We start from the raw sequence: 25,292 nt of genomic DNA, 5'->3' as shown, positions 1-25,292 counted from the left end.
CGCTTATTAGGGAGTAAGTAACTAGGTGGTAGCATGGCTATTAACATTCAAGAGATCCAAGCTAAATCAATCGTATGTGCCACTAAAGTGCCGAGTGCAGATTATGTTATAAACCCTTACACTGGCTGCCAATTTGCCTGTATGTATTGTTTTGCCAGCTTTATGGGACGATTTATTGGGGAAAAGATTAACAACTGGGGCAACTATGTCTATGTAAAAACCAATGCCGTTGAATTGATGCAAAAGGAAATATTGCGCCTATTAAAAAAATCCCCACATCCAAGGATTTCAATCAGTACTGTTACCGATCCCTACCAAAGAGTAGAAAAGCAATACCGGTTAACTCGTGGAATTTTACAAGTGTTTGCAGATAAGAATTATCAAGGTCGAGTGAGTATATTAACCAAATCGCCCATGGTGTTTGACGATATAGAGCTATTAAGAAAAATTCCGAATGCTGAGGTCGGCATTTCGATCACCACAACGGATGATAAACTAAGCCGTTTTTTAGAAGTTCAAGCTCCCTCAGCAAGCGCCCGATTAAAAACATTAAAAAAGCTCAATGATGCAGGGATAAAGACCTATGTATTTGTTGGGCCATTATTACCCCATATGACTCTGAGACCTGAACTGATCGATAAACTCTTTTTTGAAATCAAACAAACTGGCACAAACGATATAAAGATTGAATACCTAAATTTACCCAAATATGTCCGCCCGAAATTAAATGAATTATTAAAAACAGAGCCGAAAGACGTTCAGGACATTTACGCAACATCTCAACTCCAACAGTATCGAGATGAGATGGAGCCAATGTTAAGAGCTAATCTTGCTAAGCATGGATTAACATTGCGGTTTGATGAAATCATTCATCATACAACCAATCAAAACCTAAAAGAGAAATGAGCTATCAACCAAAACTTAACAACAAATATTTAATTTGAATTGATAAGATGACAGCTCAGTCTTTTAGGCATTTACTTCAGACATTTACGATGTTTTATTGGCTGAGTTAAAAACCTGCCTGACTTGGCTGAATAGAGCTATGGCTCACTCCTCACGAACAGCAAACCTGTCTCTACAGTCAGACCGTTTACACATTGGCATCAAACTTTTTTAATTAAGCTGACAACAAACAGTAATAATACCGCCCCCACTGTCGCGGTAATGATTGCACCAATAAAGCCACCGCTTTCAATACCAAATAAACCAAATACATAACCGCCGACAATCGCACCGATAATACCAATTACAATATTACCGAGTAAGCCAAAGCCACCACCTTTGATAATGTTGCCAGCTAACCACCCCGCTATCGCGCCAATGGCTAAGAAAATCAATAATGCTGTAATATCCATGATGTGTGTTCCTTTAATATATGGTTGATAAAAATCAACTATGTTTGAATAACATCAATGAGTATAGTCCAGCCGCAAATGTCAGTGCCGAGTCATTATTATATCGCTTGTTAGTGGTAGCCCATAATTGAGTAATCAGTCAGCGACTCACACGCATTTTATGCTTTAATTTGCTGGTAAGGCTTTTACGGATTGCAAGATCAGCCGTGTGATGGCCTCTCGTTTATAAAGATCCTTTATCCGATTTGGCGTATCAATATTCAACGCAAAAAACACTGGACCAGTTGGCCATTCAACCCAACCTACCCACCAGCCATATTGACCTTGCCAACCCGTTTTAGCCCGTAAAACCCAATCCCTACCCGCTTCAACAATCATAATATCTTTAACTATTAACTGATCAGCCAAATCAAACACTAATTGATTTCGATATAAAGCCCGTAAAAATTCAATTTGTTCTGTGGCTGAGATTGCCAGTTTACCGTCTATCCAATAGCTGCCGCCGTCTGCGGTTACTACCTCAAAGCGCGGGTCAGCATTTCCGTATCCAATTCGCGATAAATATTGCTGCGCCTTTTGCTCACCTATCTGCTCAGCAAAGATGTCGTAAACCCACACCGCCGAATTACGCATGGCTGATCGCAGGTTTTGGTCTTGATTATGCGGCGCAAAACTTCGTTTAACGCCATCCCATTTAAACACTTGAAACTCATCAGTGACGATCTTTGAGTCCAGTGCAAACAGGCTGTGGGGAATTTTAAACGTCGATGCTGGAGAGTAGCGTTTAGCGGCCCTTGTCTTATCATAAACCCACTTGTTAGATTGAGTCATAGGATTGACTTGACGTTCATCGACGACAACTATCGTGCCTTTAGCTTCAAATTGATTGAAATACCGCTGCCAATCTGGGCGTTCATCAAGTGCAATTTCTAGCGGGTTTGCCTCTGCAATTAACGGTAAACAAACAGAGGTGACTATAGCGAACAATATCAGACCAGACCTCATAACAGAGCACCTATTGAGTATGGCTGGCATAACAACCTTTACTGCCAGCTTTTTTAAATCAAACCCCATGACACTTAGCAAACGTTTTTTCCTTAAGTTTCTCTTCTCTTACCACTTAGACAATACCACCTAGACCATACTATCTAGGCAACACCGCTCAAAACAATTACCATCGGGTCTCTTGTTGTCGGGTCTATAACTACCTTCTCTAGGCCCATCTGAACCATCTAGAATCAGGCAAACCAGTCATACTGCGCCGATAACAGCTTAACGCTCATCGCTATCGACATCACTACCACGAGTGGCTTAATGATTTTGGTGCCTTTTGTTAATACTAAGCGAGAACCCAGTGTTGCTCCTATCGCTTGACCAATTAACATCACGCCGCCTAGCATCCAAAAGACTTTACCACCAATGGCGAAGAAAATAAGCGATGCGATGTTGGTAGAAAAGTTTAAAATTTTTGCATGCGCGGTGGCTTTTGCCAGCCCATAACCCGCGAGCGATACAAACGCTAGCGCAAAGAAGCTGCCTGTTCCTGGGCCAAAAAATCCGTCATAAAAACCGACACCTAAGGCTGCAGTAAAAGCAAATACACCCGGAGTGAGTACTTGCAACTTATCCTCTTCACTGATTTTTTTCGAAAATAGAAAGTAACCACCGATGGCTAACATCAAGAAAGGTAAAAACACCTCTAAGAATGCGGGATCGATCATCTGAACTGCAATCGTGCCTAACGCTGCACCAACAAATGCACACGCGATACTCAACTTCATATCACTGAGCTTCACCATGCCCTTGCGCACAAAGTAAAAGCTCGCAAAAAAACTACCACCACACGCTTGCAGTTTGTTGGTCGCCAATGCAACTGTAGGAGGCAAGCCCGCCCACATTAAAGCTGGTATGGTTAACAGCCCGCCTCCCCCCGCAATAGCGTCAATAAAGCCCGCCAACATAGCCACAAAAAATAACAGTGTAATAAGCTCAACAGTAAGATCTAGAGTCATGATTTAATAACAAATAATTAGAGTGGTGTTATTAGACGTGGTTTGCAGTTAAAACACAAAGGAGTTATTGTTCATTATAAGTGAGTTTATCTCATACTAAAGACAAATAAGGCCCACCTAATGTACCTACACCTTCCTCCTTTAAATGCACTTCGAGCCTTTGAAGCCTCAGCTCGGTTAATGAGTTTTACGCTGGCAGGCAAAGAGCTATTTGTTACACATGGTGCTATTAGCAAGCAGATTAAACTACTGGAAGAGTTTGTGGGGATGCCGCTGTTTATTAGGCAACATAGAAGTCTTAAATTAACAGATGAAGGTGAACGCTACTTTATTAATGCACAAGCTGCCCTACAAACTATTAATAATGCAACTAGCGACTTAATGACTCAACCTCTTAGAACCCAAACCCTAGCGATTAATGTTTTACCTAGCCTGACTATCAGTTGGCTTATCCCAAGAATGGAAGAGTTTAAGTCACGCTATCCTCATCTCTATGTTGACTTATCAATCGGAGATTTTGAGGTCGACTTTAACAAGGCAAACTTTGACATAGCCATACGCAGTAGCACCACCGTGCCCAAAGCGGCCAATGTATTAACCTTGATGGATGAAGATTTGTGTCTAGTCTGCTCACCAGAGTTAGCCCTTACTCTCACCAACCTTAACGACATCAACAATATGACGCTGCTGCAGCATACGACTCGACCGGGTTTATGGCAGTTGTGGGCACAAAGTGTTGGTATTACCCTCACCACAGAAAAGAAATTTGGTGTAGAACATTTCTATATGCTGAGCCAAGCAGCTGCTAGTGGTATGGGAGTGGCTCTTATTCCACGCTTTTTTATTGAAGATGAGCTTAAAAGCGGCAAACTGGTGATCCCATTTAAAGCAGATTTCACCAGTCCTTATCGCTATTACTTATTAACGCCAAAATCGAGCAACCTGCCGTTAAAAGTACAATCTTTTATCGACTGGCTACTCGAGCTTTTTAGCCCTTACCGGCAGCACTAACCCTGTTTGATAATAACCTTAACCTATTGAGTAACATTATTTTCAGCTAAATCAAACATCTCTAAGTAATTCATACCGGCATGAACACTCAAGTCGAAGTTAAGCACTTTATGACAAACATCATACAGTGCTTCGCCAAACCACTGCCTATCAAACGCTTCCAGTGCTTTAATGATGCCAGCATGGCCTAAATCCCCTTTCAAACTCTCCGGTGCCATGGCATCAACAAAGCTTGCGACTAAGCCATAAAGATCTCTCTCAGCTTCGCCTTCAACTTCCCACAGCCTTGGGTCTGCATACTGAGATGCATAATGACTCGCCGCAATATCTAGGCCAATACCAAAATTAACCAATATCGCTTTATTTGGATTACAAATGATGTTCTTAGGACAGATTGCGCCGTGATAAATATCCATTTGATGCATGTATTGCAGACCGGTTAGCAACTGAGTAAACCACATTAAGGGTTGCCCAAGACGGATCTCTTCAAGCTCGTCGATAGATACGCCATATTCCCACGCACGTGCGATAAACAGATTGTCACTCTGAGGCAATTGACCAAAGGCCAATACTTTTTCAATATGAGGGTGATAAACCTTAGCAAGTGTGCGATAGATATTGCTCAGCATCGGCCAGTTAGCTTGCACTTTACTGTAGATTGACACACCGCACTGATATTGGCCTTGCAGATGCGTGGCGCGCCAGAACTGACTGGTTTCTTTAGCCGTAATAAACTGCTCTAGCTTAAAGTGGTGATCAATAATCGCACCAGCAGTGATGTCAATTTTCTCAGGAACAGTGTCGCATACCCCATGATCGATCAATGCCGACAAGTCACTACGCAGGGCATCTAAGTCGGTTGTGCTGCCAGCTATTGCCTCGCGATACCATTGATAAATCCGAGGTTGTTGCGTTTGCTCTGCAATCGTAAGGAAACCTTCTGCATAGGCTTTAATGTCTTCGTTATTGCTAACATTATCTTTGATGTCGATAAACTCAACGTCCCCCATATCAGAGACAAAAATACAATTACTGGTCCAACCGCCTACGGTAAAACCTCTGCGATGGATCTGTTGCAGTCCAGTTACGCTGCGCCGCAGTATTTCAAGTAATTGATAGGTGGTCATCTGCTCAGACTGGAGCACATTAAGTGGCACACCACGTGGCATACGGATAGGAAGCACTAACTGCTCACCGTCTTGGATCAGTGGTGCACAATAGGGAACACCACAACATCCAGATAGAGATTGCAGACGCAAGAACTCACTTCTGAGCTGTGCTTCATGCGCCTCTGATTGATTGCTGTCAGTAAATTGGGTGGGGATAAGCACTTTTAGTAACCAGGGGGCAGTCCATTCACCGGGATTATATTCAGCTTGCCAGACTTCGAGCCCACTTTGTATAAACAAGCATTTAAGTTTAGTGAAGTCGTGAATTTGATTATTACGTTTCTCTACCACTGCAACTTGGCCAATGGTTTCCAATACCAGCTCTTTTTGGGTATCGGTTACTTGATGCTTCCTTGGCGCAGTTAGCCCCCACTCCTTGGTTAACGCGTCGACAATTTGCTTAGGGGTATAAATACTGAGCGAGCCCTGCTGTTTTTCAAGCTCAATTTCTTCACCTTTACGGCCGGTGACAAATACCATGCCTTGGCACCAAGGCGCATATACGCCAACGGGAATTTTGTGCTTGACGTTACCCGCTAAAACACGTGCAACGTAGTTAGCTTTGGCTAAGCTGTTATCCACTTCTCGGCCATCTAATGACCATGCATGTAAACCGGCATCTAAACGGCCGATATAGCCCTTTACGTCGACCACATACACGCCCCACTCGCCAATCACCAGCGCATCAACTTCCATTGCTTGACCCGATTTGGCAGGGATCTCAACATTTGTCAGTAGGATATAATCTTCAGGGAGCTCATCAGCTAACAACGAAAAAGCCCAACGTTCCGCATCGTTAACTGGGGTTCCAAAACTTATCATTCTTGCCATTCTTGTCTCCTTCTGTGGCAATTATTTTATTTTTCTATTGGCTTCATTTTCATCTGATAGGCACAAAAAAGCCACTAATATAAGTGGCTTAATTTAAATTTGATTGTGCAGCTTGATTTAGTGTTTACAACCATCACCGCACTCATGTGCGTCATCGGCAAAATCGTCATCGCCTTCTTGATGTTGCATCACTCCCCAACCGTCGGTAATACCACCAAACTCTTGGGCAAATTCATGTAGATTCAACTCTTGCTCTACAATAGTGTCATAGGTTGGCACCATGTTTAGGCAAACGATCAGCTCCCACTTACCTGAATCATCATTCAGCAGTAGTTCAATTTCACCTTCAAGATCAGATTTACCTAGCTCTTCAAGTGCTGACTCTGCATCACGTTGATCTTCAAAAACTAAGAAGAAGTCGACATCAAGTGCTACCGATAAGTCGATACCGGCATCAGCCATGGCTTCAAGCATTTTGCCATTATCATCATCTGGAAATTGCATGTTATTCCTCTCTTGTCACTTACTCAGCGATAATTTTAACGCTTTCGCCGTTAAAACTCACAACTTCACCAGCAATCACTTTTTTACGCTTGCGGGTTTCAACTTCGCCATTTACTGTCACGAGTCCTTCAGAAATTACGTGCTTAGCTTCGCCGCCAGCACTTAACATTCCTTGAACTTTCAACACTTTGTATAATTCTATGTATTCTTCGCCTGACTTTAATGTCAACGTTGGAGTATCTGAACTCACGGTATTTCGCCTTAAATAATCAAAACTGTCAGCATTATAGCACCCTATTGAGATGCCTATGCATGCTTTCGAGTGTCGTTAAACTCTTTCTGCTGCTAAGAGTCCATAAACGCAATCATCAAACCATTGCTCACCGATTTTACAATTCTCTCGCAACAGGCCTTCACGCTTAAAGCCGCACTTTTCCAGTACCTTGATTGAAGCAATATTTTGCTCTATACAATAAGCGATAAACTTGTGGGGCCCGTAGGACAGACATGCCCAATCAACAATGGCTTTTAAGCTCTCACTGGCATAACCTCGCCCATGAGCACTTGGATGCATCATATACCCAACCTCTATTTGTCCCATTTCTGCATCACTATTATGCAGCCCAATGAAACCAATAAAGTCTTGTGTATGCACATCTTCGATAATAGTGAGTAACCACTCGCCTACATCGAAATCATTTGCTTTTAATACACGCTCGAACTTATCTCGTATAACGGCTTCAGCCTGAGGTTTACGAACATATTCATTTAGTTGTTCACTTGAATGAGTATATAAAAAACTATCCCAATCGCTTGAGATAACCGTTCTTAACCTGAGCCTATCGGTATACAGTTCGAGCATGCTAATTCCTCTAAAACAAGCTAAGCAGTATTTAGCCTCTGCTTGTTACTTCTAGAAGGTGGTAGCCAAACTGAGTCTTTACAGGGCCTTGAACTTCGTTCAATGGCGCGCTGAAAACCACTTCGTCAAACTCTTTTACCATCATACCTGGGCCAAATGAGCCTAAGTCACCACCTTGGGCAGAAGATGGGCAAGAAGAGTTTGCTTTCGCTACATCACCAAAATCAGCACCATCAAGGATCTGTTGCTTAAGTTCTAAACATTGTGCTTCATTATCAACTAGTAGATGTCTTGCAGTCGCTTGTACCATGGTTTACTCCAATAAAATAAATGTCATTGCCATTTAGGCAAAATAAAACCCTGTCAGTATATACCATTATTTATAGCCAAACGACTTGCAAATAATGACCATACCAACAGGGTTATCGCATCAGTATTAACTTACTTTTGCGCAGCTATCCAATCGTTTACTTTTAGTTCCATCACTTCCATCGGCAAAGAACCTGAAGTGAGGATTTGGTCATGGTAAGCTTTTAAATCAAACTTATCGCCAAGCTCTTTTTCTGCCTGTGCACGCAGTGACAAAATCTTTAACTGACCGACTTTGTAACTTAGTGCTTGACCTGGAATTGCCATATAACGCTCAACCTCAGCGATAATATCTGATTCCGCCATTGGCGAATTGTCTTTCATATACTGAATCGCTTGCTCACGAGTCCAGCCTTTAGCGTGCAGACCAGTATCAACCACTAAACGCATGGCTCGCAGCATTTCATCTGAAAGCTTACCAAAGTATTGGTACGGGTCATTAAACAGCCCCATCTCAATCCCTAAGTACTCAGCATAAAGTGCCCAGCCTTCTTCAAATGCCGTATAACCGCCAAAACGTTGAAATTCAGGTACACCGGTTAACTCTTGCTTGATAGCAATCTGGAAGTGGTGCCCTGGCGCCGCCTCATGCAATGATAGAGTGGTCATGCCCCACTTAGGCTGCGCCTTAAGGTTATAGGTATTAATATAAAATACACCTGGGCGAGAGCCATCAACCGCTGGCGCATCGTATGATGCACCCGCTGCCGATTGCTCTCTAAAGCTCTCCACTGGCTTAACCACATAATCAGCTTTAGGCATGACGTTGAAATACTCTGGCATCTGACGATTGATTTGCTCTTTTAGCTCCATATAGCCATCAATCAAACCTTGCCGTTCTGTAAAGAAGTACTGCGGCTCTGATGATAATGATGCAAAAAACTCAGTTAAGTCACCTTCGAAGCCAACTTGAACACGCACTTTATCCATTTCAGATAAAATTCGCGCCACCTCGTCTAAACCAATCTTATGGATTTCATCGACAGGCATAGTCGTTGTTGTGTGAGAGTTAGCAAGGTGTTGATACCACACTTTACCGTTTGGTAGCCCCCACCAACCGTCTGTTGCGCGAGATGATTTAATATAAGTATTTTGAAAGTAATCACGAAGCGCTGTAAGCTCTGGCAACAGCTGCTCTGCAATTAACGCTGTATACTCTTGAGTCAGTGCTTGCTTGTCCGCATCTGAAAATGACTCTGGCATCAAAGTGATCGGTGTATAGAACAAGCTATCAGTCGCGTTATCGACAAGCTGGGCGCTCAACTGCGGAATAATACGCTCAACCAGCACTCGTGGCAGTACTACTTTGCTCTCGATACCTTCATCCATACGCACTTGAGCAAGCTTAAGCCACTCAATAAAACCTTGAAGTCGTTTCTCCCAGTTGCGGTAGTCTTCTACAGTCTTAAAGGGCTGCGCACTTTCACCACTACCTAGCTGAACCATGCTAATCACAGTGCTATAAAACTGGTTCATCGGCATAAAGTGATTTGGGAATGTCTCATCGGCTAAAGCTACGTTACGATCATAATTAAACATGTCATAACTAAGCTTCAACTCGTTTGAGAGCTGACTGCGGTCTATTTTCTTAACGGCTTTTAAATAACGCGTATTGAGCTCGTGACGCTGCGTTAAATAGGCATCAGACAAACCATCGCCAAATTGTTCGTTATAGTCATTCACACCAACAAATGTGGCGTAGATAGGTTCGAGCTTCAATAAATCATTAAAGTAATTATCCACTAACAATAGATAAGCTTGTTCAGCTGACTGTATTTGAGCAGCCTGCTCTGCTGTTTTTTGTGCTGTAATCTCTGATTGCTGTGCCTGTTTACTTTCGCTTTCACCGCAGCCTGTTAAGCCTAAAATTGCGCCAATTGACAGCGCGAGTACCGCCTTCCTCATTTTTTATTCCTTTTTATTTATTGTTCTTTTCTATACTTAAACCAGAGGTACATAAGGAGTCTTCAATGATCTATTCATTTAGTAACTCTGGTTTTAGGGATCCTGAAACAGGTGTTTATAACCAAACCTATTTTATGGAAGTTTTCAATCGCGAATGGCATCGCCATATGCGCGACCGTCAAGGTCTTGCCTTATTGTATCTATGCCCACACATTCATGAAACTATTTCTCAACCACAATTGTTAGAATTATTCATGAAGCAAGTACAACAAGCTCTGCAACGAGCTACCGATTTAGTCGCTAGACTTGATAATCAGGCTTTTGCATTAGGTCTTTTTGAAGTGGATGCTACTGGTGCTAACGTGGTGATTAAGCGATTAGAGCTTGCAATCGCAGAGTTTAATCACAATTTGAAGTCGCAGCGCCATAATCAAATTGAGTATGAATTGGGTGGCTGTGTATGTCAGCCAAACAAAGATATTTATTTAGAAACTCTATTTAGCACTGTTGAAAAACACACCAAGCACATGAAAGAGTCCTTGGCTGATAAACATATCATTATTAACCTCTAAGAGTAGATAAGCTGAAAATAAAAAAGCCCCTAAAAAGGGGCTTTTATACAGAAGCTTAAATTAAAGAGCGACGTTATGAACGCGCGCTTTTTCTTTAATGTAAGAGATATAGCTCTTAGCTGAACGCGCAGTCTTCTTATCATTAGCAGCAAGCTTGGCATACTTATATGCTGTCTTGTACTGCTTTTGATTTAAGTAAGCAAGGGCAAGTTCGAACTGAACTTCACCAGGGCTTTTAACCCCCGCATCCAACGCTTTCTTAAGTGCTGTAATAGCAGCTTTATGCTGACCATCTAGCGACAAAATACGGCCTTGTCTGAGGTAAAGCTTACCAGCGTTATTGATTGCAGCCGCTTTACCATAAGTTTGAGCAGCATTTTTCAGCTCCTTAGCATTATGATAAAAACCAGCAAGAGTCGTTAAGCTCTTTTCATCTTCCTTAATTAACCCAGACTTCATATGCTTAGCGTAGATCTGCGATGCATTAAATGGCGCGCCATTTTGTGCAAGCAGTTGAGTCAAACGCGTAATATTACCCGCCGTCTCCAAAAATCCATTTTTATAAGCTAAGTCATATGTAGCAAGTGACTTAGTGAAGTCTTCGGTCATTAGATAAAACTGAGCTAACTGAACCCAAAGGCGCTTGTCGTCTGGAAATAATGGCACCATGACTTCAAGCACATTAACCGCTTGCTTATACTGCTTCTTATTAAAGTAAGCAGTCAGCTTCATCTGATATAAACCTTTATCAGGCTTATCAGACAGGGTTAAGCCTTTATCTGCAACCGCAATCACCTTGTCCCACTGCTTCTGCTCAGAATATGCAATACCTATACGCTTATAGACTTGTGCATCTTCTTTACAGGTAAACTCCATCCACTTGTAATACATTGGTATAGACTCTTTGAACTGCTTCTCTCCAATCAGGAGGTCTGCATAGAGTCTTAGAGTTTGCGCGTGATCCGTGCCGCCTAAGATATCAGCTTCAACCGCAGACTTAAGGTGCTTAGTCGCCCTACCCATCTGTCCTTTTTCCGCATAGAAGTTACCTAACATACGGTCGATATAAGCTTTATCAAAATCGTTATTAACATTGGCCTCTAGAAGAATGGCAATAGCTTCATCAAGATTACCTTCGGTATAGGCTTGAAAAGACTTTTGCACTTTCTTAGAGGCACTTTGGCCAACGGCTTTCGATTTACGCTTCTCAATCGGGCACTTCTCGGCAGCATAAGCAACCGGTGCTAGCGCGATACTTCCACCTAAACAAAGTAATAAAGCGGCAGCAATCGAATTAACTTTACGCATAATTATCTACCTCCTTTATCTAGAGTGAAATCAAGTTGGACCGTCATGCCAGGTTGTTTAAGGGCTTTACCGTCAACAATCTTTGGCTTGTACTTCCACTTTTTAAGTGCACGGCGCGCTTCTTTATCAAATAAACGCTTTGGCTCGGCTTTGATGACTTTAACGTCTTCAACACCACCTAGCTCATTAATGGTAAAGCTAAGTTGTACCCAACCTTCTTTTCCATCACGTGCTGCAGCAATTGGATACTGAGGCTCGATTCTCACGATAGGTGTAGCATCACCATCTCGTGTCATCATATTGCCTAGTTTAAATCCAGTGTTTGCACCACCGGCATCAACCCCACCCATGTTAAATGACATATTTGTATCAATGTCAGATGAACTATCTGGTGGCGTAGTATCCGGTTTTGGCGGCTGCTCTGGGGGTGTTGGCGGTTTAGGCTTAACCCTTGGCTTTTTCTGCGCTGATGCATCATCTTTGTTCATGGTGATTTCTATGACAGGTGTTTCTGTCGAGGAATCGTGGCGGGTTGGACCGCCACCTACCAAAAATGCCATGAAGACAAACAAAGCAAAAGTCACAGCAGCACCAATTATCAGTGATACTATTCCTCTCAGCATATTATTCGTTCCCCGCCGATACAGATATCTTATCGATACCCGCAGCTTTAACGTTATCAAGAACCTTAACCACTAAACCATGTCTAGCTTCTTGGTCTGCTTGAATCAATACTGCAGCCTCTGGTGCTTCTGCAAGCATACGCTCTACGTTTGCAGTTACACGTTCGATATCAACTTGACGGTTTTCCATCATGATGACACCCGTTTTGCTCACACCGATAAAGATGTTAGCTGAAGGCTTCTTCGTCGCTTGTGACGCTTCAGGCTTGTTATAGTCAAGGCCTGATGGCTTTACAAACGATGTTGTTACAATAAAGAAGATAAGCATGATGAACACGATGTCGAGCATCGGGGTCATATCAATCTCAGCTTCTTCTTCTACGCTTGAATGCTTTCTACGTGCCATGTTCAATCTCTCTCTAGTGGTGAGGCATGCTGTCTTTTAGCTTTGCTAAACTGATTTTCATTTTTGCATCAAGGCGAGTACTGAAGAATACTCCCGATAATGCTGCCACCATTCCCGCCATTGTCGGCATGGTCGCCATTGAAATACCAGCTGCCATCATACGAGCATTACTCGTCCCATGAACTGCCATCACATCGAATACTGAAATCATACCGGTTACGGTACCTAGTAGACCTATCATTGGACAGATTGCTACTAAAGTTTTGATAATCAGCATACGTGCCGTTAAATCTTGCTTCGCTTGGGATACCCAAGCTTCACGGATGCGGTGTGCATACCAAGAGGTTGAATCCTCTCGTGCTTCCCATGCAGCAATGATTGCTTTGTGCTCTTTTGGTGATATCCAATTTAGATACCAGTAGCGTTCAAGCATCAATACCCACATAACAAACAATACAGCTGCCACTAACCAGAGGACGTCGCCTCCGGAGGCCATGAAGCCCCTGACGGAATCCCAGATATCCATCAGGAATAACATTAGGCTTTCCTCTTCTCAGCGTGTGAAGCAACAATACCCGCACTTTGCTCTTCAAGTACTTGAACAATTGTCTTGCTACGTGCAACTACGATTGCATGCATAAGCATTAGCGGTAGTGCAGCAACTAGACCTTGAACTGTCGTCATAAGTGCCATAGAGATACCACCAGCCATTAGCTTAGGATCGCCAGTACCGAATAACTGGATGCTTTGGAAGGTTGCAATCATACCGGTTACTGTACCTAGTAGACCCATCATAGGTGCAATAGCTGCTAGAACCTTGATGATAGAGATGCGAGTTTCTAACGCTGGTGTTTCTTTCAGAATTGCTTCGTCAAGTTTCAGCTCTAGTGTTTCAACGTCAACATCTTTGTTGTCTTGGTATGCTTTAAGTACGCGGCCAAGCGGGTTGTTACCTGGGTTATCTAGGTTCTTACGCTGCGCCTTAACTTTAGCACCAACAACTCCTAGCGTGATTAGACGCTCGATAGAGATGATTGCACCAAGAACAAGTAAAGCGATAATGATGTAACCGATAGTTCCACCCGCTTCAATACGCTCTTCAATCGTTGCTTTTTGCGTAAAGATGTTTAGAAGAACACCACGAACAGGGTCGATATAAAGATTAGCTGTACCTGACGTTGTATTTTCGAAAGCGGCAGCAGATTTAACTTGATAACCATCAGGTTGCTGTGACAGCTCCTGGATTAGGCCAAGATCGGCGTTGTAAACAACATACTGACCATCGGCAATAAGGTTATATGCACCAACTCGAGTAATAGTCGTGTCATTCACGCTACCGTCGATACCAGTAACAGTGCCTTCAAACTTAACAACCTTTCCAGATTCAGCCATTTCAAACAGCTGCTCTTCCCAGAAACGCTCTAGCTCGTCAATCTTTGGCAGTTGTTTGCGTGCACCAAGGTCTGCAATAAATACGTCACGACCAGGGTACTGTGCAGAGATATTAGAACCCGCTAGCTTACCAGCGAAATCACCCGCATCACCTTTAACAACACCAAACATCTCACCCAAGTCACCTTGAGCCGTTTTTAAGTCTTCTTCTAACTGACCGATTTTACGCTCGTTATCCAAAAACGCTTGGTTTAAGTCTTTACCGCGTTGGCGCTCTGCAGCTAAAGCATTTTTTTCACGCTTTAGTAGTTGAGCTTTATCGCCACGCTCATTTTTAAATTCTTGCTCACGCTTTACGTTAGTCTTAGATGCATTAGCACGATCAACTTTTACTTGATTAAGTAATTGGTCGATTGTTTTAGGCGCATCTGCAGCGCTAGCTATACCGGCCGTTAAAGACAAGCTCGCAGCAACGATTGCTGTAGTGATAAACTTCTTCATTATTGTGCAGCCTCCGCAGCAGGAATTGGTAACGAGAATAGATCCGGTGCACCCTGTTTACGTGCAATTCGAATACCTTTGGTTAGCTCACGAAGCGTACCATCTTCTAACTGATCCCAACCTTTAGTTTCATCGTTATACATCCAAGCTGTTTTACCGTCTAAGCTCATCGCATACAGTGAAACACGACCAAAGTTAAAGAAGTCTACTAACACTTCCTTGCCATCAAGATCTAGCTTGCCGGTTTTTACAGTTAATGTTGTACCGTATTCACGCTCGATTGAGTATGCATCTAAAATTAGACGATACTTTTCAGCAAGCGTTACTTCAGCACTGTTTAGGAGGTTCTTGAGGTTTTCAACGCGCTCTACACGAACTTCCTTATTAAATGGAAGATCTAAAGCCACAAACTGCTCTAATGCGTCAACCATCTTAAACATCAATGGCACTACGCCTTGACGTAATGAATCAACGCCGTTGATGTCATTCTGAATAGATTTCATAGTAGCTTCTTGGTCTGCAACCAGACCTGCTACGTAGTCGTTATAAGATTTTAGTGATTCACGTTCATCAGCAACTGAACCGTACTCGAACAACATGTCCTGAGCCTGGTCAAAATACTTATCAACTTTCTTCTGAGACGTTGCTGCTTCAGCGTGAATTTTAGCGTCAGCTTTCTGAACATCAGAAAGAGGATCGGCCATCACTAAGTTGCTGCCTGCTAAGGCTAGTGCGCCAATGAGCGCTGTAGCGATTTTTGTTTTATTGCTTACCTTGGACATAGTTCCCAACCAATTTGAAGTGATTAAAAAAGCTTTAACTTATCGACAACAGGGTGCGTGCGCTTATTTTGCTTTAGTTCCCTATTGCCTAAGCCCGTCTTTCTATTGTGATTGTTAATTATTATCTTCCCTTTTCTACATCTTCGAGGATGTAGACCCGCTGGCATCATTTCACAAAATGTTGACCTGTGTCAACATTTCGAAAGGCCTAAAACTGCTGGAAAACGAGCTTAGAGGATGGAAAACAATCAAAAGAGGCTTTTTCCATAAACGAGTGTTAAATATAATAATTTTAAAAAAATTGCAAATGCACAGGCACACCTGCAAATAGCTGATTAATAAGACTTATAACATTACCAGTAACGAGACCGTAATTAACATTTTATTAACACGCGCTAGTAAAACCTGTAAAAGATTTGCGTGAAATGGATGCAATATAAGCCTAGTCTTTCAAAACTAGCAGGCAAAAACGCTAGACTGGTAGTCAAATTATTAGATAGTAAGCCCTGTGGCAGGTTTTAAGTTATTAGCAATAACTTATAAGGTTATTGTATAAAGTTTGGCGCTAAGAGATAGATGGAACAAGTCTGTACACACTCAAATCGTGACTAAATTTACACTTCGGTGCTAAATAGAAAATCATTCAAAAAATAAAATTTGATACCAGGCAAAACTAGCTCATTAACTCGATATAGCCCCCCCAATCAGCTGGCTTGCCATCAACTAAAACAGGTGAAAACTAAATGTTATGGAAATAAAAAACCGCCAACAAGAGAACTTGTCAGCGGCTTTAGCTTAGAGAACTAACTTTACGTTAGCGAATCATTAGAACTTTTGCGTTAGACGCAATGAGTATGAACTACCAAACATACGATATGTTGATGGATCAGTACTCGCGTTAAATCCATTATCGATATACGGTGGTTTTTCATTTGAAATATTAGTGAAATTCAAAGAAACACGTGTACCCGTCTCGAAAGAATATGCAAACGCTAAATCATGATATAGCTGAGAATCGATTTTCTGAAGGTAGCCTTCTTCCCAGAACGCTGTCGCAGCAGTTGTAGCACCAATGTACTCTGCGGCATAACTTACAGATAGATCATTCCAGTAATAATCTAGGTTGAAATTAACTTTATCTTCAGCAAACGTCTCACCAAGACTGAAGTCAAATGTTCCAACCATTTCACGAGCTTCTGCACCAACATAGTCTGTATCTTCACGCTTCAATAAGTGAGTCCAGCCAATAAATGCTTTGAAATCACCAATAGACGTATCAAAGTTATAACTAAACTCTGAGTCGATACCTGATGCAGTACGAGAAGCTAAGTTTCGGTTTGCAGCAAAAAATTGCATTAATCGTTCCATCAGGGTTACGAGTAATCTGCTGACATTCATTAGTATTTAAATCGTCATAACATAGGTTAAGAACGTTCGTTGCAGACAATGAGTCGATGACGTTGTCTAACTTAATATCCCAGTAATCAACAGTTACGTTGAAGCCTTCTAAAAACTCAGGTGAATATGAGATACCGACAGTAACAGTATCACCTTCTTCAGGTTTCAAGTCTGGGTTACCACCAACACGAGCACGCAACTGTGAATCAGATTGTGTTGCACCGCCAGCTGGAACAGCTTGTGCTAAACATAGCGCTTGGCCTTCTGCAGATAAATAACCAAAACCTTTAGTATTACAAGGGTCTTGATCTGTTGGGAAGCTGTCAGACTGACCAGCATATAGTTCGCCAACGGTTGGAGCACGATACACCACCAGGGACAACCGGTAAGCTGAAGTGCACATAAGATTAAACGTACGTTTTCGACATGCAATCGAGCAACTATATAAAGCTTAACTTTTTGTATGGAATAAATTAAGCCCTCTTAAGTTTTGGCTTAAGAGGGCTTTAGGTTATTGATTAATAATTAGAACTTCAACCTTACACCAGCATAATAACGACGTCCGACAGCATCGTATGTTCCTGCATCAGTCTCAGTACCTGTATTACTTCCAGGAAGACCTGTAATAATTGGAGGTGGTGCTTGGTCAAACAAGTTATTTACGCCAACATAGAATTCAGCCATATCCCAAGGTTGGTACGCAATATTCATGTCATGATAAGTAACAGACCCAATACCTACAGATTCAGGTGCTAAGTCATAACCAGATAGCCAATCATCATCTAGGTAAGACTCACCGATAAATGTAGTGCTCCAAGAAACGGTTAAATCTTCATAATTGTAACCAAGGGTTAAATACCACTTATTCTCAGGTGCACCAATTTCACCTTTGAATGTATCTTTATCAGAACCAGGAAGCGGATTTGTATAACCTTCGATTACATGAGTATAAGCCAGTCGAGCATTCACTTGCCCAGCTAGATTATAATCCTCGAAGTCTTTAGCATAACTAACAACTAAATCTACGCCTTCTGTAACGTAACCACCACTGTTTGTATCTCCTGAATCAATATACTCAAGAGAACCAGCACTATTCGAGCCAACATCTTGTGGGCGACGAGTCACAAAAGAACACAAAGATGCATCACCACCGTAACATTGGTCAAGGATGAATTGACGCGGAGTTGATACGATTGCATCTTCAATTTCAATATCAAAGTAATCGATATTGAAGTCAAAATCTTCAATAATTGCTAGACCTTCAGGTGAAATAGCGACACCGAATGTCGTAGATTTACCTTTTTCAGGGCCCAATTCTTGGTTGCCGCGGTTAAAGCCACTAACGCCCTGCAGATCTGCCTGGTTAAGAGTAAACTCTCCGTTTGCAGCAATGTTAGCCATAACACCAGCATCGGCTCGACATGCTTCTGCTTGCGCGCCACTCGTTGTTGCCGTAACCCCTAGACATGGGTCTGTGAGGCCTGTAGGGAAAGTCTGACTAGGTGGTGAGTATAATTCATTAATATTAGGCGCTCGAGTAGATATTGCTCTAATAGCTCTAAAGCGTACCTCTTCAATTGGAGCCCAATCTAGCGCCACATTCCAGCTATCTGTGTTACCTACAGTTGAGTAATCAGAGTAACGATATGCACCACGTAAATTTAGCTGCTCAGCCATAAATACGCCATCTAAAAGAGGAACGTTAACTTCAGCAAAGTATTCAATAACATCAAATTCACCTTCTGTACGAGGAATTGCGTTACCACCGTTCAAACCTGATTGCTGAAGCGCGTCGAACTCACTACGGGAGTACTCTTCACGATACTCTGTACCTACAGAAAGCCCCACGATACCAGCAGGCATTTCGAATAAGTCACCAGAAAGATTTAAACCAGCGGTTTTTTGCGATGTAAACGTTGCTAATAAACCTGGCGCTTGGATGTAGTTTGCACCTGCAGCAGTAATTGAGTTTGCACCAAATACGCTTACAGGCACACAACCTTCAGCACGGGCATCGGCGTCACGACAAACGATGTCGCCATTTTCATCCTCAACAGCCTCTAAAGCAGAACGGAAGTTTAATGAATTAAACTGACCGCTAGAAACTTGAGATTCTAATGTTTGTCCATACCCATAATGTGCATTGACATACCAACCTTCAGTCAACTCACCATCAACTCCAGCAACAATTTGGAATGTACCACGATCAGCGACATTTCCTCGTGCTGCGACATCGGCTAGACGACGAGTGAAGAAAATATCACGTAAACCGTCGCCATCTGTATCTGTTGCTGAATTGAAAATGGCATCTGGTACAAACGCATTTCTAACAATCGTACGCTCGTACTCACCAGGATTCATTGCACTTTCAATAAATGTTTCATATTCAAGTGGCATTTGTCCGCCAGAAGCAGAAAAAACATCATCTGAAGCCATTGGGAATGGTTCTAACTGGGTCGTAGCTTGAGTTGCCGCATAAGTTCCTTCTAGGAAGGCATTCCAGCCATCTGCAAACTCATATTTGCCAGTAGCGGCTAACAAGTAACGCTCTGTAGGGATTGCAATGGTACGGTATGCACTACGATTGAAACCATTAGCTTCTTGAGTATCGCTGCCGTTAGTCGACCAACCGTTAATTAAATTACCATTACTATCGTAAGTATACTCCTCATCGCCAGCCCAGAAGTGTCCTTGTGGCGCATAGCTAGAGTAGAATGGGCGGTTAGGGGTGAAAAAATCATCAGGATCACCAGTCCACCATGCACCTAGAGACGCCTGGTCGACAGCCGAGCGGTCACGGTCACGAGAATAAACAGCTCCTTGCTTAGTGTAAGCGCCATGAACCATGACGTTACCTTTACCATCGCTAGAGTTTGTTCCCATAGTGAATTGAATTTGATCTTCTTTTGAATCACTTTCTTGGCTTTGACCAGTCTGAACATCAAATTCAATGCCTTCAAAGTCTTTCTTGTAAATAATATTAACAACACCAGCTACCGCATCAGAACCATATACAGCTGATGCACCACCGGTCATGATTTCTATACGCTCAATAAATTGAGTCGGAATTGCATTTAAATCAACAGCCGATGAACCTGGTACACCAGAAACAAAGCGGCGGCCGTTAACAAGCACTAAAGTACGTGCACTCCCCAAATTTCTTAAGTCAACAGTCGCAACACCAGCACTAGCTGTGGAAAAATTTGAGTTAGTACGACTAATACCTGGAGTACCAAATGCCGGATTTTTAAGTAATAGTTCCTGAATATTTGCAACACTTGACGTATCAATTTCTGACGCATCAATAACCTGAACAGGTGTAAACCCTTGCATATCAGTTGTACGAAGTCGTGACCCTGTCACCTCAATTTTTTCAATTGTTTCTAATTCAGACTCTTCAGCTGCGAATACTGCTGGAGCGGTAAAAGCTGCTGTCATTGCACCACTAACTAGTGCTAAACGCACTGAGTTAGATAGAAAGTTATTCTTATACATTGTAAATCTCCCTGGACTCTCTTTTATTTTTTTAGCAATTCACATCAATTAACGAAAAGTTACATAAATGAGAATTTACACACAAATAAAAACACACTGGAAACATATTTACAACATCTGCATCTCATCAAGCTTTTTTCGATACAATTACAAAAAGATAACCTCTTAAACACTAAGCAGCTAAATTATCTTTAACGAATACTTACTGGATTACTTGATTGTTCTGAGAGGATTTAAGTTTTACTCAACAGCCAGACCCTACTTTATAAAAATACAAATCAACTTACACAAATGACTGAAAGTCAAAGAAATAATAGAGGTGTGACATTTTTAAACAATGAAAAAACTTCACCCCGACCTGATTTTTTTTGGTTATTTTTAACGCAGGTAACACAAAAGTACTGCCCACCGATTTTGATTGCTTTGCAAATAAACCAGCAGTATTTAAAGGGGGGAATAACACTAAAGACAGTTGATACGCATTATATGTAAACAATTCATTCCAGACAGCTCGACCATTACAAACACCGAGAGTGGAACGCAAAACCCTGATAAAAAAGAAATAAATCACTGGAAGGGGAAATTAAATCTATTGAAAAATAAAAAAACATGGAAATGTGCTAACTGAGTGTTTTTCAGACAGAAAGAAAGCGCCTGCCGTTAACAATATGAATAATCATACTCATTACCTAGATTGACACCACCTCAAACCACTCCAAACCACTCCAAACACCGAACCGTAAAATACAACTTTTATAATAGATATAACTAAATAGCATAACCAGCCAATATAAAAGCAAAAAAAAGCGCCCTTAATAAGGCGCTTTGTTCACTTTCCTGTTTTACACATTAAAGCGTGTAACGGATACCTATTGCGATACCGTCATCTTCTGATTTAGCCATTGCTGCAGCATTTACACCAGTGAAGTCGCTATAGTCTTTACGACCTTCTAGATAAAGCACGGTATTGGTATCCCAAACATAGTGAACACCAGCAACCACAAACTGACGCTTAAATACATCACCATCATATGCCGCTTCGTATTCACTGCCCGCATCTAGGATGTTGTAAGAGATGAAAGTACGAATGCCGTTTTCAAACTTGTAAGATGCTAGAGACTCTAGCCCCTTAGCTTCAGGCATCATACGGCCTAGGTTATCAGTATCGTGGTACTCTTGCTTGTTTACGTTAAATGCTGCGTAAACACCTTCTGCATCCCAGTTACCCCAAGTTGCACCGACACCATAGATAGAATCAGTTTCAGTTAGACGCTTACCTGCTGAAGTAGTTGCTTCAAACTCGCCTAGGTTGAAACCTGCAGTCAACGTTAGCATATCAGTTACATTATACGTAGCTGCGCCACCGTAGGTGTAGTTGTACTCAACAGTTGTCACTGAGCTCTTAATATTTACACCAGCAGCTTTAACTGACATAAAATCAGCTGTAGGGAAAATTGGATTAGAAGCGTTTGGCACTTCATCCACTTCAAACGTATCTTGCTTTAGCTGTGCTTGCAAAGCGAAGCTGAAATCACCAAACGCATTACGGTATTGAACAGTTTTATCACCGCGACCAGTACCGTTAATCGCACCGTCTGCTTTATTATATGTGTAAGTACCTGATGCATTACCATCCCATACGAAACCGTAGTTAGTGTTGTAAACTACGTCGTACCATGCGCCCCACTGCTTACCGATAGTGATAGAACCGTAAGTATCGTGGCTAAGACCCACGTAACCTAAACGGTTATTAAGAAAATCACCACTTTCAGACTCAAAAGTACTGTTGCTATTGTAAACAATTTTACTGTCACCGAATGGGTTTACGCCCCACTCTAACTTGGTGTAGGCTTTCCAGCCATCGCTCATCTGACGGGTAAAACCGAAATTAATACGTGAAGCGCCGTTAACTACTTCCGTAGCACCCTGTGTATTGATGATGCGAGCATCGACAAAACCACCGATTTCTACTGCATTTTTATCATCTTTATAGATTTCAATCGCTGATGCTGTTGGCACAAATATAACTGCTGCCAAAGCTGATGCTACTAGAGTCTTTTTCATTTAATTTGCCTAACCTTAATGTTGTTCAGTCTGCTTCATTCAAATCGTCTTCCATTCCGTTGTTTTCTTTCTATCCTGATTACAAATGAGATTATCAAAAGATCTGCAACCACTCAAAGACGAACATCACACTATTCGCTAGATTTTGCACTTAATTAACTAGCAAACACAGAAACGACGAAGGAAAGAACCATTTGTTAACATTTTTTTAGCAGCCCATTAATGCAGTGCAAACTAAATTAACGACATTTGATTTGTGGTAACCTCAGTGAAACTGGTTTTCATAATTGAAAGTATTGGTTCAGCAATAGGCTCTAGTTGCCGAGAAAGGTAGTAATTATAATCAATTAATGCGGATGTATGTGACACTGGTTCAGCCCCATTTAATGTCATCACATATTCAATTCTGGCCCCACGCTTACCGTACTGAGGATCCCCTGTTGTTTCACATAGTTTACGTGCTGCTTTTAAATGGGGAGCAGACTTGGCGGTGTACTCGCTTAGATCTCGTCTAAGCTGTTTTGTAAAAATGAGCTCATTATCGAGTTCACCACGATTCAACTTCTCTGCAGTGTCTCTGAGGTAAGACTCGACAGCTTGTTGCTGAAATAGTCTCTCATAGAGTTCATATTGAACTCGCCTTGCCAACGGCGACCAATCACTACGGACCTGTTCCATTCCTTTAAATATCAACTCGGAATCACCTAAGCTGTTGCGCTTAGTGCCAACATAACGTTTTTTTGAGCCCTCTATGGAGCCCCTTAGTGTGGGCATAAAAAACTGTTCAAAATGAGTTTCAAACTCCAACTCTAGAAAACTCTCTAGCTCAAAATCACTGTTAAGCTTGCTGCTCCATAATTGATTCACTTTTTCTGCTAGCGATTTGCCGGTTTGTTGGACTTGTGCCAGTTCAAAGTCATTTCCCAGCCAAACAAAGGTAGAATCAGTATCACCGTAAATGACCTCATAGCCTTCAGCTTCGATCCAGAGCCGCGTTTGTTTCATGATTTCATGACCACGCATGGTAATTGAACTCGCAAGCCTTGCGTCGTGAAAAACACAGCCGCGCGAACCGAGCACACCATATAAAGAATTCATGATGATCTTTATCGCTTGTGACAAGGGGGCATTATTATGTAACTTTGCGTCTTCTCGTGCCGATGAAAGGTGCTCGATTAACCTAGGTAAAATGGGCTGCTCACGGCTAAACCATGCGCCTAAGAAGCCTTGAACGGCTTTGTCTTGCTGTTGATGACTTGCAAGATTTAGCCCCTCAACCAAGCCTTTAGGATCTATAAGGAAGGTGCGAATAATTGAAGGGTATAAGCTTTTAAAATCGAGCACTAAAATATGGCGGTACAGACCCGGTACCGAGTCCATCACATAACCACCAGGGCTTTCTATGCCATCACTAACAGGTTTACTCGGCGCAACAAAGCCCGATCTATGCAAATGAGGAAGGTATAGATTGTTAAATGCCGCGACAGATGCACCAACACGGCCAAGCTCTAAACCTGTAAGTTTGGCGCGCTCAATGACAAAATCAAATAACTGGGTCTTCTGAAAAATATCCCAAACTAAGCGGCTATCGGTTAGGTTATAATGCGCCAACGCGGGCTTATCATTTAAAAATAGATCGTTGATTTCATCAATACGATTATCAACATTATGAATCGCTTTACCTTCATCCAGCAGTTGCTGCGCTACAAACTCCAATGAATAGCGATCAAATTGATAAAAAGCGGCCTTAAGCCAATCAATACCATCTAATACGACACGGCCAGGAAGCGACAAGGTTTCGGGTCTAAACTTATCTTCGACCTTCCAACTAAGAGTGTGGTTATCACGGCCAATATTAAGGGTGATGTTATGGTGTTTCGCTCGGCGATAAAGCAAGGCCAAATCAAAAGTGACCACTGACCAACCAATAATAATGTCGGGATCATATTCATTAAACCAGGCAATTAAGCGATGTATTAAATCGGCTTCAGTTTGTGCCCATTCAATATAATCTTGCTCACAAGCTTGGCTCTGTCCGACCATAATGACCTTTTGGTAGACGATACCCTCGACCGTTTGCCCATACAGACCAACTGAGTAGAGTTCGCCGCTAAAGCTGCACTCAAAATCTAAAGAAATTGCTTTGAGGCTTATGCTTGATTCAGTCTTACGCGCGCGGCTTGCAATAAACAGTGGTTGATGTTTAACCGGATCTAAGTCCTCAGCTGCAACTTGTTGTTTGTCTATAAAATGCTCTTGGAACTGTCCCTGAAACTCTGCATCTAATGCAATAAAGCGTTCAATTAAAAATCGATGTTCAGCTTTAACATCGGCTTCAAACAGCTCAATATCGAGATCTTTTGCAGCTCTCACTAACGTGCGTAACTGCCTAGCATCGCTACAATAAAGTCCTGATACGGGGATATTTTGAAAGCTCTTAAGTGAGAGTTCACGACGGCGGATCCCTCTGAGACCAGCGCAGTGTAATAAGCGAGATGCATCAGTCGAATGTATAAAGCAAACATGCTCCTGATGAGGGATTTCAACTGTTATAGGGCCCGTTTGGGTTTGAATAAAATACTGTAAAATAAGGCTGCCCTGCCGGTGGATGGCATGGCGAGTCAATACTCTACCTTTAATCACTTGCTGCATGCTCAACCTTGAATTCATACTTTATACTCAATTAAATACACTATTAATCACTAAACGCTTCTTAGGCTAAGTAATCAC

The 25,292-nt window shown here is 42.1% G+C and carries 23 protein-coding genes; 3 read left to right on the top strand and 20 right to left on the bottom strand.

What is annotated here, in order from left to right; genetic code table 11:
* Positions 1–33: 33 nt before the first annotated feature.
* Positions 34–906, top strand: a complete 873-nt coding sequence (locus tag ACVBJC_RS13275) for a spore photoproduct lyase family protein (RefSeq protein ID WP_447161245.1) — start codon at positions 34–36, stop codon at positions 904–906.
* Positions 907–1,106: 200 nt separating this feature from the next.
* Here ACVBJC_RS13275 and ACVBJC_RS13270 read toward each other — a convergent pair whose 3' ends face one another.
* From ACVBJC_RS13270 to ACVBJC_RS13260, 3 genes are all read right to left on the bottom strand, one after another.
* Positions 1,107–1,358 carry a GlsB/YeaQ/YmgE family stress response membrane protein gene (locus ACVBJC_RS13270; protein WP_447161244.1) on the bottom strand — a complete coding sequence of 84 codons (252 nt, stop codon included), beginning with the start codon at positions 1,356–1,358 and terminating at the stop codon, positions 1,107–1,109.
* 165 nt (positions 1,359–1,523) lie between these two features.
* Positions 1,524–2,393 carry a class D beta-lactamase gene (gene blaOXA, locus ACVBJC_RS13265; protein ID WP_447161300.1) on the bottom strand — a complete coding sequence of 290 codons (870 nt, stop codon included), beginning with the start codon at positions 2,391–2,393 and terminating at the stop codon, positions 1,524–1,526.
* Between the two features lie 203 nt (positions 2,394–2,596).
* Positions 2,597–3,370, bottom strand: coding sequence for a TSUP family transporter (locus ACVBJC_RS13260; protein ID WP_447161243.1), 774 nt, complete (start codon positions 3,368–3,370; stop codon positions 2,597–2,599).
* A 120-nt stretch (positions 3,371–3,490) separates the two neighbouring features.
* Here ACVBJC_RS13260 and gcvA point away from each other — a divergent pair, with 120 nt between their 5' ends.
* Positions 3,491–4,381 (top strand): transcriptional regulator GcvA, encoded by an 891-nt coding sequence (gene gcvA, locus ACVBJC_RS13255; protein ID WP_447161242.1) that lies wholly within the window; start codon positions 3,491–3,493, stop codon positions 4,379–4,381.
* Positions 4,382–4,404: 23 nt separating this feature from the next.
* Here gcvA and ACVBJC_RS13250 read toward each other — a convergent pair whose 3' ends face one another.
* The 6 genes from ACVBJC_RS13250 to ACVBJC_RS13225 all read right to left on the bottom strand — a co-directional run bounded on the left by ACVBJC_RS13250 (position 4,405) and on the right by ACVBJC_RS13225 (position 10,021).
* Entirely contained in the window at positions 4,405–6,381 is a 1,977-nt protein-coding gene (locus tag ACVBJC_RS13250) for an NERD domain-containing protein (protein WP_447161241.1), read from the bottom strand.
* A 117-nt stretch (positions 6,382–6,498) separates the two neighbouring features.
* Positions 6,499–6,885, bottom strand: coding sequence for a ribonuclease E inhibitor RraB (locus ACVBJC_RS13245; RefSeq protein ID WP_447161240.1), 387 nt, complete (start codon positions 6,883–6,885; stop codon positions 6,499–6,501).
* 19 nt (positions 6,886–6,904) lie between these two features.
* Positions 6,905–7,135 (bottom strand): RNA-binding S4 domain-containing protein, encoded by a 231-nt coding sequence (locus ACVBJC_RS13240; RefSeq protein WP_447161239.1) that lies wholly within the window; start codon positions 7,133–7,135, stop codon positions 6,905–6,907.
* A gap of 78 nt (positions 7,136–7,213) precedes the next feature.
* Positions 7,214–7,747, bottom strand: coding sequence for a GNAT family N-acetyltransferase (locus ACVBJC_RS13235; protein ID WP_447161238.1), 534 nt, complete (start codon positions 7,745–7,747; stop codon positions 7,214–7,216).
* Between the two features lie 31 nt (positions 7,748–7,778).
* On the bottom strand, positions 7,779–8,057 hold the full coding sequence (locus ACVBJC_RS13230) for a peptidylprolyl isomerase (protein WP_447161237.1): 279 nt from the start codon (positions 8,055–8,057) through the stop codon (positions 7,779–7,781).
* Between the two features lie 131 nt (positions 8,058–8,188).
* Positions 8,189–10,021 (bottom strand): DUF885 domain-containing protein, encoded by a 1,833-nt coding sequence (locus ACVBJC_RS13225; protein ID WP_447161236.1) that lies wholly within the window; start codon positions 10,019–10,021, stop codon positions 8,189–8,191.
* Between the two features lie 65 nt (positions 10,022–10,086).
* Here ACVBJC_RS13225 and ACVBJC_RS13220 point away from each other — a divergent pair, with 65 nt between their 5' ends.
* Positions 10,087–10,593, top strand: coding sequence for a GGDEF domain-containing protein (locus ACVBJC_RS13220; RefSeq protein ID WP_447161235.1), 507 nt, complete (start codon positions 10,087–10,089; stop codon positions 10,591–10,593).
* Between the two features lie 60 nt (positions 10,594–10,653).
* Here the strand turns inward: ACVBJC_RS13220 and ACVBJC_RS13215 are convergent, their stop codons facing one another.
* The 11 genes from ACVBJC_RS13215 to ACVBJC_RS13165 form a co-directional block, all read right to left on the bottom strand.
* The gene (locus ACVBJC_RS13215) at positions 10,654–11,901 is read right to left on the bottom strand and encodes a tetratricopeptide repeat protein (RefSeq protein WP_447161234.1); all 1,248 of its coding nucleotides are present in this window, start codon (positions 11,899–11,901) and stop codon (positions 10,654–10,656) included.
* 2 nt (positions 11,902–11,903) lie between these two features.
* Complete coding sequence (locus ACVBJC_RS13210; RefSeq protein ID WP_447161233.1) at positions 11,904–12,524, bottom strand: energy transducer TonB; 621 nt, start codon at positions 12,522–12,524, stop codon at positions 11,904–11,906.
* A 1-nt stretch (position 12,525) separates the two neighbouring features.
* Positions 12,526–12,930 (bottom strand): ExbD/TolR family protein, encoded by a 405-nt coding sequence (locus ACVBJC_RS13205; RefSeq protein WP_220759443.1) that lies wholly within the window; start codon positions 12,928–12,930, stop codon positions 12,526–12,528.
* A 13-nt stretch (positions 12,931–12,943) separates the two neighbouring features.
* A complete protein-coding gene (locus ACVBJC_RS13200; RefSeq protein WP_447161232.1) occupies positions 12,944–13,468 on the bottom strand; it encodes a MotA/TolQ/ExbB proton channel family protein in 525 nt (174 codons plus the stop codon).
* Positions 13,468–14,823, bottom strand: coding sequence for a MotA/TolQ/ExbB proton channel family protein (locus ACVBJC_RS13195; RefSeq protein WP_447161231.1), 1,356 nt, complete (start codon positions 14,821–14,823; stop codon positions 13,468–13,470). The genes ACVBJC_RS13200 and ACVBJC_RS13195 overlap by 1 nt, the downstream gene beginning before the upstream one ends.
* A complete protein-coding gene (locus tag ACVBJC_RS13190) occupies positions 14,823–15,605 on the bottom strand; it encodes a DUF3450 domain-containing protein (protein WP_447161230.1) in 783 nt (260 codons plus the stop codon). Before ACVBJC_RS13190 ends, ACVBJC_RS13195 begins: the two co-directional genes overlap by 1 nt.
* A gap of 825 nt (positions 15,606–16,430) precedes the next feature.
* Positions 16,431–16,961 carry a hypothetical protein gene (locus ACVBJC_RS13185; RefSeq protein ID WP_447161229.1) on the bottom strand — a complete coding sequence of 177 codons (531 nt, stop codon included), beginning with the start codon at positions 16,959–16,961 and terminating at the stop codon, positions 16,431–16,433.
* The gene (locus ACVBJC_RS13180) at positions 16,894–17,406 is read right to left on the bottom strand and encodes a TonB-dependent receptor (protein ID WP_447161228.1); all 513 of its coding nucleotides are present in this window, start codon (positions 17,404–17,406) and stop codon (positions 16,894–16,896) included. The genes ACVBJC_RS13185 and ACVBJC_RS13180 overlap by 68 nt, the downstream gene beginning before the upstream one ends.
* A 122-nt stretch (positions 17,407–17,528) precedes the next feature.
* Positions 17,529–20,498 carry a TonB-dependent receptor domain-containing protein gene (locus ACVBJC_RS13175; RefSeq protein WP_447161227.1) on the bottom strand — a complete coding sequence of 990 codons (2,970 nt, stop codon included), beginning with the start codon at positions 20,496–20,498 and terminating at the stop codon, positions 17,529–17,531.
* 849 nt (positions 20,499–21,347) lie between these two features.
* Positions 21,348–22,562, bottom strand: coding sequence for a porin (locus ACVBJC_RS13170; protein WP_447161226.1), 1,215 nt, complete (start codon positions 22,560–22,562; stop codon positions 21,348–21,350).
* A gap of 234 nt (positions 22,563–22,796) precedes the next feature.
* Positions 22,797–25,232 carry a DNA polymerase II gene (locus ACVBJC_RS13165; protein ID WP_447161225.1) on the bottom strand — a complete coding sequence of 812 codons (2,436 nt, stop codon included), beginning with the start codon at positions 25,230–25,232 and terminating at the stop codon, positions 22,797–22,799.
* Positions 25,233–25,292: the final 60 nt, after the last annotated feature.

This window comes from Shewanella sp. 0m-6, assembly GCF_052977325.1.
Note: the sequence above shows the minus strand (reverse complement) of the source record. Positions and strands in the feature narration are given on the sequence as shown.

Bases quoted from the DNA above. Each gene is read 5' to 3' on its own strand.
- ACVBJC_RS13275 (WP_447161245.1), top strand. From the start codon at position 34: ATGGCTATTAACATTCAAGAGATCCAAGCTAAATCAATCGTATGTGCC.
- ACVBJC_RS13270 (WP_447161244.1), bottom strand. From the start codon at position 1,358: ATGGATATTACAGCATTATTGATTTTCTTAGCCATTGGCGCGATAGCG.
- blaOXA (WP_447161300.1), bottom strand. From the start codon at position 2,393: ATGCCAGCCATACTCAATAGGTGCTCTGTTATGAGGTCTGGTCTGATA.
- ACVBJC_RS13260 (WP_447161243.1), bottom strand. From the start codon at position 3,370: ATGACTCTAGATCTTACTGTTGAGCTTATTACACTGTTATTTTTTGTG.
- gcvA (WP_447161242.1), top strand. From the start codon at position 3,491: ATGTACCTACACCTTCCTCCTTTAAATGCACTTCGAGCCTTTGAAGCC.
- ACVBJC_RS13250 (WP_447161241.1), bottom strand. From the start codon at position 6,381: ATGGCAAGAATGATAAGTTTTGGAACCCCAGTTAACGATGCGGAACGT.
- ACVBJC_RS13245 (WP_447161240.1), bottom strand. From the start codon at position 6,885: ATGCAATTTCCAGATGATGATAATGGCAAAATGCTTGAAGCCATGGCT.
- ACVBJC_RS13235 (WP_447161238.1), bottom strand. From the start codon at position 7,747: ATGCTCGAACTGTATACCGATAGGCTCAGGTTAAGAACGGTTATCTCA.
- ACVBJC_RS13230 (WP_447161237.1), bottom strand. From the start codon at position 8,057: ATGGTACAAGCGACTGCAAGACATCTACTAGTTGATAATGAAGCACAA.
- ACVBJC_RS13225 (WP_447161236.1), bottom strand. From the start codon at position 10,021: ATGAGGAAGGCGGTACTCGCGCTGTCAATTGGCGCAATTTTAGGCTTA.
- ACVBJC_RS13220 (WP_447161235.1), top strand. From the start codon at position 10,087: ATGATCTATTCATTTAGTAACTCTGGTTTTAGGGATCCTGAAACAGGT.
- ACVBJC_RS13215 (WP_447161234.1), bottom strand. From the start codon at position 11,901: ATGCGTAAAGTTAATTCGATTGCTGCCGCTTTATTACTTTGTTTAGGT.
- ACVBJC_RS13210 (WP_447161233.1), bottom strand. From the start codon at position 12,524: ATGCTGAGAGGAATAGTATCACTGATAATTGGTGCTGCTGTGACTTTT.
- ACVBJC_RS13205 (WP_220759443.1), bottom strand. From the start codon at position 12,930: ATGGCACGTAGAAAGCATTCAAGCGTAGAAGAAGAAGCTGAGATTGAT.
- ACVBJC_RS13200 (WP_447161232.1), bottom strand. From the start codon at position 13,468: ATGTTATTCCTGATGGATATCTGGGATTCCGTCAGGGGCTTCATGGCC.
- ACVBJC_RS13195 (WP_447161231.1), bottom strand. From the start codon at position 14,823: ATGAAGAAGTTTATCACTACAGCAATCGTTGCTGCGAGCTTGTCTTTA.
- ACVBJC_RS13190 (WP_447161230.1), bottom strand. From the start codon at position 15,605: ATGTCCAAGGTAAGCAATAAAACAAAAATCGCTACAGCGCTCATTGGC.
- ACVBJC_RS13185 (WP_447161229.1), bottom strand. From the start codon at position 16,961: ATGCAATTTTTTGCTGCAAACCGAAACTTAGCTTCTCGTACTGCATCA.
- ACVBJC_RS13180 (WP_447161228.1), bottom strand. From the start codon at position 17,406: ATGTGCACTTCAGCTTACCGGTTGTCCCTGGTGGTGTATCGTGCTCCA.
- ACVBJC_RS13175 (WP_447161227.1), bottom strand. From the start codon at position 20,498: ATGTATAAGAATAACTTTCTATCTAACTCAGTGCGTTTAGCACTAGTT.
- ACVBJC_RS13170 (WP_447161226.1), bottom strand. From the start codon at position 22,562: ATGAAAAAGACTCTAGTAGCATCAGCTTTGGCAGCAGTTATATTTGTG.
- ACVBJC_RS13165 (WP_447161225.1), bottom strand. From the start codon at position 25,232: ATGAATTCAAGGTTGAGCATGCAGCAAGTGATTAAAGGTAGAGTATTG.